The 10,639-nt window shown below is 59.7% G+C and carries 15 protein-coding genes; 1 reads left to right on the plus strand and 14 read right to left on the minus strand.

Annotated features, from left to right (window positions below; translation table 11 throughout):
• Nucleotides 1-322: 322 nt before the first annotated feature.
• From EPD66_RS21930 to EPD66_RS21950, 5 genes are read right to left on the minus strand one after another with little or no spacing between them, the layout of a single operon-like run.
• A complete protein-coding gene (locus tag EPD66_RS21930; protein WP_142850707.1) occupies nucleotides 323-1,372 on the minus strand; it encodes a TrbG/VirB9 family P-type conjugative transfer protein in 1,050 nt (349 codons plus the stop codon).
• Nucleotides 1,369-2,010, minus strand: coding sequence for a hypothetical protein (locus tag EPD66_RS21935; RefSeq protein ID WP_142850708.1), 642 nt, complete (start codon nucleotides 2,008-2,010; stop codon nucleotides 1,369-1,371). The genes EPD66_RS21930 and EPD66_RS21935 overlap by 4 nt, the downstream gene beginning before the upstream one ends.
• Nucleotides 2,010-2,729 (minus strand): VirB8/TrbF family protein, encoded by a 720-nt coding sequence (locus EPD66_RS21940; protein WP_142850709.1) that lies wholly within the window; start codon nucleotides 2,727-2,729, stop codon nucleotides 2,010-2,012. Before EPD66_RS21940 ends, EPD66_RS21935 begins: the two co-directional genes overlap by 1 nt.
• Nucleotides 2,717-2,899, minus strand: coding sequence for a hypothetical protein (locus EPD66_RS21945; RefSeq protein ID WP_142850710.1), 183 nt, complete (start codon nucleotides 2,897-2,899; stop codon nucleotides 2,717-2,719). Before EPD66_RS21945 ends, EPD66_RS21940 begins: the two co-directional genes overlap by 13 nt.
• 2 nt (nucleotides 2,900-2,901) lie before the next feature.
• A complete protein-coding gene (locus tag EPD66_RS21950; protein WP_142850711.1) occupies nucleotides 2,902-4,050 on the minus strand; it encodes a hypothetical protein in 1,149 nt (382 codons plus the stop codon).
• Here EPD66_RS21950 and EPD66_RS21955 point away from each other — a divergent pair.
• Nucleotides 4,013-4,528 carry a hypothetical protein gene (locus EPD66_RS21955; protein WP_142850712.1) on the plus strand — a complete coding sequence of 172 codons (516 nt, stop codon included), beginning with the start codon at nucleotides 4,013-4,015 and terminating at the stop codon, nucleotides 4,526-4,528. The two genes, EPD66_RS21950 and EPD66_RS21955, sit on opposite strands and share 38 nt — an antisense overlap.
• A 17-nt stretch (nucleotides 4,529-4,545) precedes the next feature.
• Here the strand turns inward: EPD66_RS21955 and EPD66_RS21960 are convergent, their stop codons facing one another.
• The 9 genes from EPD66_RS21960 to EPD66_RS24855 form a co-directional block, all read right to left on the minus strand.
• On the minus strand, nucleotides 4,546-5,361 hold the full coding sequence (locus EPD66_RS21960; RefSeq protein ID WP_142850713.1) for a hypothetical protein: 816 nt from the start codon (nucleotides 5,359-5,361) through the stop codon (nucleotides 4,546-4,548).
• Entirely contained in the window at nucleotides 5,343-7,727 is a 2,385-nt protein-coding gene (locus EPD66_RS21965) for a VirB4 family type IV secretion system protein (protein ID WP_142850714.1), read from the minus strand. The genes EPD66_RS21960 and EPD66_RS21965 overlap by 19 nt, the downstream gene beginning before the upstream one ends.
• Complete coding sequence (locus EPD66_RS21970; protein ID WP_142850715.1) at nucleotides 7,724-8,005, minus strand: hypothetical protein; 282 nt, start codon at nucleotides 8,003-8,005, stop codon at nucleotides 7,724-7,726. Before EPD66_RS21970 ends, EPD66_RS21965 begins: the two co-directional genes overlap by 4 nt.
• Nucleotides 8,006-8,025: 20 nt before the next feature.
• A complete protein-coding gene (locus tag EPD66_RS21975; protein WP_142850716.1) occupies nucleotides 8,026-8,325 on the minus strand; it encodes a TrbC/VirB2 family protein in 300 nt (99 codons plus the stop codon).
• Between the two features lie 15 nt (nucleotides 8,326-8,340).
• Nucleotides 8,341-8,778 carry a hypothetical protein gene (locus EPD66_RS21980; RefSeq protein ID WP_142850717.1) on the minus strand — a complete coding sequence of 146 codons (438 nt, stop codon included), beginning with the start codon at nucleotides 8,776-8,778 and terminating at the stop codon, nucleotides 8,341-8,343.
• Complete coding sequence (locus EPD66_RS21985) at nucleotides 8,775-9,518, minus strand: conjugal transfer protein TraL (protein WP_142850718.1); 744 nt, start codon at nucleotides 9,516-9,518, stop codon at nucleotides 8,775-8,777. The genes EPD66_RS21980 and EPD66_RS21985 overlap by 4 nt, the downstream gene beginning before the upstream one ends.
• Before the next feature lie 55 nt (nucleotides 9,519-9,573).
• Entirely contained in the window at nucleotides 9,574-9,966 is a 393-nt protein-coding gene (locus tag EPD66_RS21990; RefSeq protein ID WP_142850719.1) for a hypothetical protein, read from the minus strand.
• Nucleotides 9,967-10,055: 89 nt separating this feature from the next.
• Nucleotides 10,056-10,289 (minus strand): hypothetical protein, encoded by a 234-nt coding sequence (locus tag EPD66_RS24850; RefSeq protein ID WP_142850720.1) that lies wholly within the window; start codon nucleotides 10,287-10,289, stop codon nucleotides 10,056-10,058.
• On the minus strand, nucleotides 10,282-10,563 hold the full coding sequence (locus EPD66_RS24855; protein WP_142850721.1) for a recombinase family protein: 282 nt from the start codon (nucleotides 10,561-10,563) through the stop codon (nucleotides 10,282-10,284). Before EPD66_RS24855 ends, EPD66_RS24850 begins: the two co-directional genes overlap by 8 nt.
• Between the last annotated feature and the right edge of the window lie 76 nt (nucleotides 10,564-10,639).

A 10,639-nucleotide genomic window follows, 5' to 3' on the forward strand; every position in this document is an offset into this window, starting at 1 on the left:
CTCACTTGCTGAATGACCGGGCGTGACCAAGCCGCTTCCAGCGCTATGCGGAAAGGATCGGGCTTCGGCGCTTCAACCACTGGAGCCGGGGGCGGCGGGGGAGGAGGCGGAGCCGGTGCGGGTGCCGGCACCTCAACAACCCGGGTCACAACCACAGGCGGAAACGTCGGCGTAGAGGGTGCCGGTTCCGGTGGCGGAGGAGGCGAGGGCAACGCCCAGGCTGAAGGATCATCATCGGGGAGCGACGGCGGGGCTGCCGACGGCGCCGCGCAGACGCCGCCGAAGGTCAGGCCCAGAGCCAACGCCACATCGCAGAAGGCGCTCATCGCGCGCCCTCATACTCGATGCAAAGATAGCTGTTCCCGCTCTTGAGCGTGATCAGCGGGCGCGTGCTTTCGATGATGTAGGTTTGACCCTCGACGCGGGTGTTGACCACCTCGTCGATACCATCAACCACCACATAGGCGGTCGGCAGCTCGATATCCTTCCACTTCTCGCCGAAGCGGATATAGGTCACGTAGTCGTCTCGGAAGACGGTTTCGGGTCGCAGGCTATTATCGCTACCCCACAGCTTGTATTGCCCCCAGCCCCGCAGGGCATTGGGATCAAACTTCGCCTCGGCCACGAAATCGCCTTCGGGCGTGCCCGGGTTGGTCTCCTTCAGGCCCGCAATCGCTTTCTCGACCGAGCCGCTGAAAGAGACAGGCATCGGGGGAAGTTCTGGCGCCGGATCTGCCTCGCCGACATTTCCCCTGTCGTTGACCATGATCCCCGCGACAGCGGGGTCTTTGTCGATCAACACGCTTCCCTGGATGCGGACAAGCAGGTCGGGGATGTTCTCGGAGTTGAATCCCTCGGCCCGCATATAGAAGCTGTAGACGGCGCCGGACTTGCCGTAGACCACAAGGCTGGTGTCGTAGCCGTGGCCGACCGGCTGCACGACCAGGCGCCGCTCACCGCGTGTCCTGACCGAAAAGCCGGACTTGTCGCCGAGATCCACCGCCTCGATGACCTCTCCACGCGGCAGCTCAACCAGCGTCACCATGTGTTCGCGGGTGCGGATCTTGTAAGTACAGGACCCGCACATATCGGTTTCGTAAACCGAGTCCTGGGCGAGCGAAGCATCCCACACTTCCTGGATCTGGCCCGAAGTGCGCGGCCGGGCCAGCGGGCCGAACATGCCTTCGGCCTGGTCGCGGGCCTGGTTGACCACCGAATCGGGAACCGGCATGGCCGGTGCCGCCGGCATCGCCTGAGAAGAAGGCGGTTGCGGCGGCGGATTGGGAACGGAACTTGCCGTCTGCGCCTGCGCCTGGATGGCCGGGATGATGACAGCACAGAGAGCGGCGGCGGTGACGCGGCGGAGGTTCATACTACACCTCGACGAAGCTTGAGAGAGGCATGGGTGGCGGCCAGGTCGGCGGCGGCAGAGACAAGGGCCGCAGCGGCCACAAGGACCGGAACCGCAGGGCTTGATGGGGAGAGGTGGAGCGCGACGGCGACGACCACGAAGATGAAGCGGCTCGATGAGAGCGGCAGGCGGAACTCTTCACAGAATTCCAGGCACATAGGGCCTGTCTGTGGGTCCTGTGACGGGTTGCCGCGTGGGTTGAAAACCCGCAATATCTTTCGCACTATGGCGTCGAAGGTGAAGGTATACCCAAGTGCGAGCAGGACGCCGCCATAGCTGATCACGAAGCCAATGGTATTCACGATGCCCAAGAGGTACGCGACAATGGCAAGGGTAACGACAGAAGCGAAGAAGGATGGCTGGCGAAGATGAGTAATCAGTATTCTGCATGGGACATCGAGGAGCCACCGCTGGAAGGCTTTGAAGCCTTTATTGCTTGGCTCACATCCCCCAGCACATTTATGAGCGGACTCGCGGTTGCCGTTATTGTCCTGGGAGTCCTGCAATTGTTCAGGGGGCGTCCCGTGCATGGAGCCTACGGAATCGGCGGAGGATTGATTGGCTTGATGTTCTTCAAGATGTTCTTTTGACTTCTGCATCAGTTCCCCCTTTCCCTCAGCACCATGTCGACGACGGTGATGCCGAGCGGATTGGTGTACTTGTCCACTTCGCGGACTTCTTGAGGGCGGGTGGTCAGCGACAGGAAAGCGCGCAACTCCTTGCGGTCGATTTCCGTGCCGCCCCGAGCGTCGATCTGAACCAGGTCAACGGCGAACTTGTATTCACGGCCCACGACCGCCACACGGTCGGCCGAGATTACATGAATGGTCCGTTGCAGGCCCGAGGCCTGCGCCTCCTGGATGGCAGGCAGGCGTTCACGGCGGAACTTCTCGGACAGCGCGCGATCCGTCATCCGCGAGGCTTCGCGGTGGCGTTCGTCCTGGGTCACCGAGTCGATTTCCAGCACTAGGCGCACATAGCGCCGCGCCATGGATTCCATCAGGAGGTGGAAGCCATCGACCCGTTCCGTCAGCGGTTCGACCCGATAGAGCCGGTCATCACGCGGATCGGCGCGCAGCAGCGCTATTTCCGTCGTCTTGAGAGGGAGCAGCACCGAAAACATGCTGACCAGGACGGTCACGGCAGCGCCCAGCACAACATTAGTGCCCGCCGAGATCCGCAGCAGCCAGGCAAGCCGCCTGTGGCTGGCCTGGAAGCTGTAGGGATCGAGTTTAACGGCGCCAGCATGAGGGGCGGCAGGAGCCGCCTTTGCCGTCTTGCGCAGCTTCAAGCCCCAACGAGCGTTTAGCTGACCCATTGATACCCCCGGCCATCATAGTCGAGCGGCTGGCAGGCACAGGGGCTCAGCTTCATTTCATCGGTGCCGGCGCCGGAATTCTTGGGCATTTCCCGTTCTGCACTCATCAAGCCGCAGCCGGACAAGGTGACGACGAGGAGAAGAGCCGTGACGATAGGACGAAGAGACATCGTTACTTTCCTTGGTCGAAAGAGGGGGCTTTGACGCGGTCCATCAGTTCCTTGGCGCCGCCCGCTAGGGACTGAGCGGCGCCAGCGGGATTTGCCGCAGCGGCTTGTAAATACTGGAAACCCTTTGCAGCGCCCCCGATGGCGGGAAGGCCTTTGTCCTTGCCATGTTTGAGGAGAGCCAGCCCGGTAGCGACCGTGCCGGCAGTGATCACGCCCGCAGCGTGGTTTGTGAGCTGAGAACCGGCGATGGAATTGGCCATGCCCGTGGCCTCGGCCATGAAGGCAGTGCCCAACCAGCCAAGAATGATGGCAACCAGCAGTGTGGGATTATCCAGCGCCAGGATCTCCCGCACGTTCCGTACCTGCGACTGGTCGGCGACGTTAAGAGATGCGACGCCATAGAGGCAGACGGCCAGGGCCACGGTCGCGCCGAACAGCACCATGAAGGCGGCAAGCAGGGTACGCAGGCCGGTGACGGCCATGCCGCGTCCCCAACCGAAGGCAAAGCCGAGCATCAGGATCGGAGACAGGGCGGCGAACATCATCACGCGGAAAATGGCTACTACGACCTGGGCGAAATAAACGATCAGCAGAATGGCGTAGGGTGCCGCCAGGAGCAGGGCGTAAATGATCGGTAATGGGTCCGTCAGCCTTGCTTGTGCCGCAATTTCCGTTGCCATCTGGAAAACCTGATAGACACCCTTCTCGGCCACCCACACCAGCTTTCGCATGCCGTCGATATTCTCGATGCCGGCGGCGTGGCTGGGTCCGGCCGAGGCGTTGGCCATGGTAATGCCGGTCTTGCCGCTGATTTCTCCGGCGGAAAGCACGACCGAAGCGGCGCCGCCCATCGTTGAAAGAGAAGCACTGTAAATATTATTGACCAGACCAGGGCCTTGCCCTGACATCAGTACAGCGGCTATAATAACAAAACAAAATTCGTGCCCAAATCCAAGTAGATCACCTTTGCCGATCATCATTTTAATGCCGTGGATAACGACCCATAGGCCGACCAAGGAGAGGAAGATGCCCCACATTGGTACAATCAATATCTGGCTCAAATCCTGGGTGAATGCGTTCGCTAATCGGACGTATTCGTCCACGACGTCGCAGGTGAAGCAGATATTTAAAGTATCTGTTCTTCCACTCATGATTATTGCTCTCCTCTTCTCATCACAGGCCCATGCCGCCAATAAAGGAGATTTCTATGATTGGGATTACGCGCTTGGGCTTTGGCAAAACATGCAAACGGGGGAGGATTTCGACCGCGAATGGGACCGCGTGATTCCTGCCTTCAAGGCGTGGAGTGAGAAGCAGATGAAAGATCCAAAGGGCGCTGAAGAAGAATTGAAATCGAGCCCGAATGGAGAGCTCATCAAGCACGGCCACGATCTGGAGCTGGTCTATAGCGTGTGGAGAAAGATGTATCAGTCTTGGCTGGATGGTCGCGCATTTAAGGCAACGCCTTGGAACGAAAACGAGAACCTGATCACCTGCATGACCCTGTCGACGCTCAACGTGTTCACCGGCGAATGCAACGACATGCCGGACTGGCGAACTGATAACGACCGCGCCCGCGATGACAAAGTCCTGCAGGACTATCGTGCTCGAAGCGCTACGCGCGGATAATGAGGGGAGGGCGAACATTATTCGCCTCCCGGCCGGTCATGAATCGGCGTACTCATCTGCATGAGCATTGCAGACTGGATCTTGACCAATTGGGCGAGGAGCTGGTTTTGCTGGTTGAGCTGACGGCTTGCCAGCACCTGGCCCTTTCCAATTGCTGCTAGCCGCGCCTGCTGCGTCTGAGCAGAATTGACCGCCTCCTCCAATTCATCCGCAGCCTTTGCGTTGTTTTCGGCATTCTCCGTTGCGGCCATGTCCGCCATGGCAAGGCCCGTCGAGGCAATATCCTTCACCAGGGCCTCGCGCCGCGCCTCGATCTCTTTGCGAGCCGAGGCCTGGGCCTCCCAGCGCGCCGCATTGCTTTGCGGACCAGACGACCACCCATCGCCGTCGTTCCATCGGACTGTTTCGGGATCGAGCCACAGGGCCTGTTGATAAACGCTCCGTCCGCCGCAGATGCTGGAGAAGCGAATGTCATCTAAGCTGAGATTTGGCATCATCTTCGACAGGTCCGGCGTCAAGCATTGGATGTCGCGCATCACCTGCCCTGTCAGCCGATCAAGGTTGAGGCTCGGCAGGCTGATCCGACCGATGGCGCCAATGGCATCCACGGTGTCTTGCATCTGTCCACTCATCTTGGTCAGCCATTCCGTCTGCGAGCGCAGATACTCGATTTGCTGCTGCATCCGGTTGAGCTGATCGGTCAGTTTGGCGATGGCGCTGGCATCGACCACGGCCATGGCGGCATAGCCAGCGGCGGGCATGCCAAGGATGCCCAGGGCCACCAGCGCCGCCAGACGACGGCGCTTTCTGGTCCTTAAAGGTGCTCTTGCCATTTTGGCCCCCATGTCTTCTGTAGTTCGGCCAGGTGCTTGTTTGCATCGACGCCCGAGCGATAAAACCGCAGGGCATCGCCCAGCGGCGAAAGATCGACGTCGATGATTGCGCTTTCGTCGGCGCCGGATGCGGCATCGCGCTTGACGATCAGGGCGCGGCGCTGGTCCTTGCGGGCAGCGCGCCCGAGGACGAAGTTCATCTGCTCGTCATTGAGGTTGAACGGCGCAAAGCTGTCCGCCGAGGCCTGCGCATTGGGCAGGAAGATGAAGGTCGAGGCGTTTTCGATGAACGCTTCAGCCATGCCGCTTTTCATCAACGCGGCCGGGTCCTGGAATGCCAAGCCCACTGACCCGTTCAGTTTGCGGTATTCGCGGAACATTTCCGCAGCCAGGTCGCGGAAGCCCTTGTTCTGCAGAAGCTTCGCCGCCTCGTCGATGAAGATGTTGAAGCCCTTCGCCGAGGATGCAGCGGATTTCCCGATAGCGGCCGCGATGTGGGCAACGACCGGCGGCCCCAGCTCGGGATCGTCCAAGGCCTCGTTCATGTTGATGGCGACCATGAAATGATCGAGCAGCCCGCCCAGGCTGTCGTGAGGCGCATTGAAGACGTGGGCGTGAAGGCCTCTATATCCCTTGTCGTCTACCACCCACTTGGCGAACTCCTGCCTTAGCTTGCTGCGCTTCGGGAATGCGAAGGGAAAGATGGCTGAGAGCGTGCGTTGCGGCGGATCGGTATGAAAAGCCAACTCGACAGCATGAAGAAGAGCCTCCTTGTCTTCCGCTTCTAGCTGGAGGCCTCCGGCCATCGCCCGCAGGATGGCGTAGATCCGATTCCTGTTTACCGGTGTGTCTTCGCCAACATCGAGGGGGTTCAGCGCGAGCGTGTCATAACTCTGATAGACACCACCCATCGCTTCGACCATGAAGCGCGTGCCCTCCTTGGAATCGAAGATGTAGCTCCGCACGCCGGGGAACTTCGCCAGGCCGCCAAGCAGATGCATCATCAGAGTCGATTTGCCGCCGCCGGTTCCGGCAAACACCAGATAGCTCCCGCGTGCTTGCGGCTTGTCCGCAACATGGAACTGGAAGGCGTAGGCCTGACCGGTCGGCGAGCGGAACCAGCGCACGGGGGCGGCGCCATAGGGGCTGGTGAGCATTCCGCGTGCCGAATGGGGGAAGGCCCAAAGGGCCGCAATATTCTCCTCGCGCAGATCCAGCGGGGTCATGAAACGCCCGCCGGGTAGCAGCTTACCGCCTTTGGCGAGGGTCGGCAGACGGTTGAACCAGCAGACCGGGGCTCCTTTGGTGTGCAAGTGATACAGCACACGGCGATTGCCCAGGATATCGCCGATACCTTTGATAAGCTGATTCAGCTCGATCTCGTCTTCAGCCCTGACGATGATCTGGAACTGTGTGGCGAAGAGCGTTGTGTTGCCTTCAGCCAGCAGGGCCAGGTTGACGTTGCATTCATTGGCCGCCGCCGGGTTTCCGAAGAGCGCGCCCGATTCCGCCACACGACGCCGCGTGTAGACCAGCATGGCCTTGTCGCGATCGTAGGGTTCGCAGATCTGGCAGATCTCGATATCGCCGGGAAGCGCCAGGATCTCGCCGACCAACCTGCCGGATACGGTTTCCGGCCAGGATGATACACCGAGGATCTTATGCAGCTTTTTCCCGGGAACATGCGTCGTGATCAGGCCAGAAGCCTTCTCGCACAGCATGTCCGAACCGGGCAGGGCGCCGGAAAGATGAGACGAAACAACAGGCAGGTCTTCGCGGAATTCTCCGCTGACCAAGCCGTTGAGGAAGCCCGTGAGCGGGCAAGGTTCGCCGGGTTTTTCCGCACGAGCCAGAAGCTCCGGCGCGTAATCGCCAGCCATCGCCGCAATCTGTTCATCGGCTTCCAGCAAGGCTTGCATGTTGCTGCCGGTTACCATCACGAACCAGTCGACGTAGTAGCTGGAGCGGAAAAGCTTGGCCTCCGCTTCACCGATCTCTTCCAATGTTCTCGACGGCCACGAAGCATCGTAGTGAATGGCGCGTTTGCGTTTGAGGGCGAAGAGGCGAACCGTCAGCAGGCGGCGGCCGAGCTGGTGGAGCAGGGCAGAGCGGCCGAGTAACAGCGTATGTTGCTCCTGTTCGACTTTGGCGTCGTAGCTGGTGCCGCGCAGGCGCCAGATCCGCGTCAGGCCACCATCTTTACCGCGAACGGTCACGCCGTCCGGTTCGATGCAATCCAGTTCGAGTTCGTCCTGCAGCCAGTCGTGTTTGATATCGCCGAGCATCATGCGGCGGGCAGCCGGTACCGCCAGGGCACCGGCAAGGCCGGCAGCCAAGCCGGTAGCGATGACTTGGCCCCAGATCATCGCAGGCCTCCCCCGGCCAGCAGGTGCCGGTGAACTCGATTGCCGCGCCAGAAGCGGGAGGCTTTAATGAGGCTGCGGTCATAATGGATATCGACCCGGCAGCGGCGGTGGAAAAACCGCCACATGCCGATGAACAGGCCCCCCGCTACCGGCAATGTTGCCGGTAGCCAATCAAAGATGATGCAGCTAACCGCGCCGATAGCGGCGGCGCTGATGCAGAGCATCAGCAACGGTATCGGGAGGCCCAGCATCGTCATCTGCCGCTGCATCTGGGTCATGACAGCGCTTGCCGCTTTCATCACGCCATGCTCAAAAGTGCCCGGATCATGCCGGGTCCAGCCATGACCAGTATGCCGCCGAAGAGGATCATGCCGAATTTCAGCCAATCGAGCCGACCGGAGATCGTTCCATAGGCGCCATAGACGATGATGCCGATGCCGATCAGAGCGGCCGCGATCTTGACCAGGCCGCTTTCAAGTCTCTCGACCAGACCGATTGCGGGCTCTTCCCATGCGTCCTGGGCGAAGGACGGTTCGGCAATGGCAAGAGCCATAAGGCCGACAACAGCGGCATAGGTGATGGCTTTGCGAAACTTCATGATTTTCCCCTTGGTTTAGCGAGTAAGCACGGTGAGGACGCCGAGCGTGAAGACCACGGCGGCGAAGTTGAGAGCCGTCAGGATCGACAGCAGACGGAGGTTCTTGCGAAAGCGGTCTTGTGCCGTGTCGGCCATGCGGGCGGCTTCCTGCATGGCCGCGATGCGTTCGCGCACGGCGGCGCCGAGGGCTTCTGACTTGAAGCCTTCGATCAAGGTTTCGACTTCCTTCTTGAGGTTTTCCCCTGTGGCACGCACCTGATCGGATAGGGCCTGTTCCTGCCGGTCTAGCAGGCGCATAAACTCGTCCAACGCCACACGGTGGATCGTGTAGAGCATCAGGATCGGGTCATCCTCAGCGACAATGGTCCGATGAGTCCGGGCCAGATAGGCCCGTAGATCCTCCAGGGAATCCATCGTGAGCGGCGGCGGAGGAGGAGAGTCGAGAGCGCTCATAGAACAGCCTGTTCCATCGCCGCATGAATCGTGCGCCAGGTCATGCGTAAGCGCTGGCGGGCCATGATGGAAAATTCGGGGTGTTGCGTTGCTTCGTCGAAAGTCAGACGAGCCCGCATCATCTGTTCGATATCAAGTCCGAAGGTTTCCTTCCGGACTGCCGGTAGCCTGACGATGGCGTGGAAGCGATCTTTATTCTTCTTGAAGAGGCCCGACTGTTCGAATGGCTGGACATGGCCGTCATCGTCGGAATATTCCACGCGACCGAAGTATTCGTTCAGCCATACGACAACTTCGGTTTTTGGAGCGTAGGAAAGGACCTGGGCGAGCCCCTCCACCGTGTCGATGAGGGCTTGGCCGCCAATGAGGACAGAATGCAGTCTGACTTGGTGACCGACATCGGCCAGCAGATCCAGGGCTTGTGATTCGACCATGTAGCCAAGCAGCGGAAGGAACGTGCTTGCGCCGTTGTCGATCACGACCACGGCATCATCCGGCAAGGCCAAGATCTTCTCGATCAGAGAATCGAAGTAGCGCGGGTTGACCTCGTCCGCGCGATCACCAAGACGAATGATTTCAACGCCGAAGGCTTTGTATCCCGCGAAGGTTTGATTGACAGGGTCGGTATCGAAGCAAGCGAGCGTCGAAACACGCGGCCCGTAGTATTGTGCAAGCAGGGCGGCGATGAAGGATTTGCCCACGCCTCCCTTGCCCTGAAGCATCAGGTTGATCAATGCCATTGGATGGAAACTCCATGCGATGAAATGCAGGCGGATATGAAGGGGCGCGCTGTCATTATTTCTTGCCCGACCAGAGCGCCTTGAAGTCCGCCTGGTCTTCGTGCGGCAGGCCTTCGAGGCTGCTACGCGCAGGTGCAGCAGGCGCGGGCGCCAGAGTTGGGGCCGCCTTTGATGCAGAAGAGTTTTGTTTGACCAGGGTAGTGGGGGTAGGAGCCGTGGGAACAAGATGAGGCCGCGCAGGAAGACCCTGCGTCAGCTTCTTAGGTTCCATTTGTGCGCTTAGTTGCTCTGCGTAATGATAGAATCGCCGCTCCGACATGGTGATTTTGCCGGCAGCTTTGAATTCGTCATAGATTCGCCGAATAGGCCAGCCATCGTTTACACGGTCTAAAATCTCATCCCGAAGTGCTGTGACTTCGATTTTGGCTTGGCCCCATTCCACGGCCATGTTTAATCCCCTGTCATTAACCGACTTGACAGGGATCGAGATGATATGGCTACCCTACCTCAGAAGGCTGATATGAAAGGCCTTCCTAATTAGGTAGATGGGTCAACTAAGCGTGCCCCCGCAACCAACTTTACTTGCTTAGAAAACCCACTGTCTTCCCAGACGGTGGGTTTTTTATTGCCTGCGCAGAGCTGTAGGATGCCAGCCAGCTCGCCGCATAGCTCAATCCGCAGCTCTCTCTTCTCCGGGATGAGGATGATCGCCTCGACCAGGGAGCGGATCAGCTCCATCGCTTCGCCTTTCGTCGCCGGTTCTTCAAGCATCCGGTGCAGCTCCGCCACCTTCTGCCGATAAAGCTCCGCCAAGTTTGGGTGGAGGAGGGGCTTGGGCTTTGACCTGCTGCCACAGCTCGTCTTCAACGATCTGCATCTCCGGAACCTCCTGGATTACCCATTGTCCTTTGGGATTGAGCCGGGAGACGCGCTTGCCGCTGTCGGGATCCTTGATGTAGCGGAGCCGGTTCCAGATCAGCCGCCCGATATAGAGCTCATTATTGGAGACCTTTGCGCGGGGGAGGATCGGCCTTTTAGGTGGCAAATCGAGGCTGCTTTGCCCTTAACAAAACCGCCGCCAGAGCTTGATCTCTGGCGGCGGTCTACGTTTTGGCGGGGGA

Origin of the sequence: Telmatospirillum sp. J64-1 (genome assembly GCF_006980715.1) — a bacterium.
GTDB lineage: Bacteria > Pseudomonadota > Alphaproteobacteria > Rhodospirillales > Magnetospirillaceae > Oleiliquidispirillum > Oleiliquidispirillum nitrogeniifigens.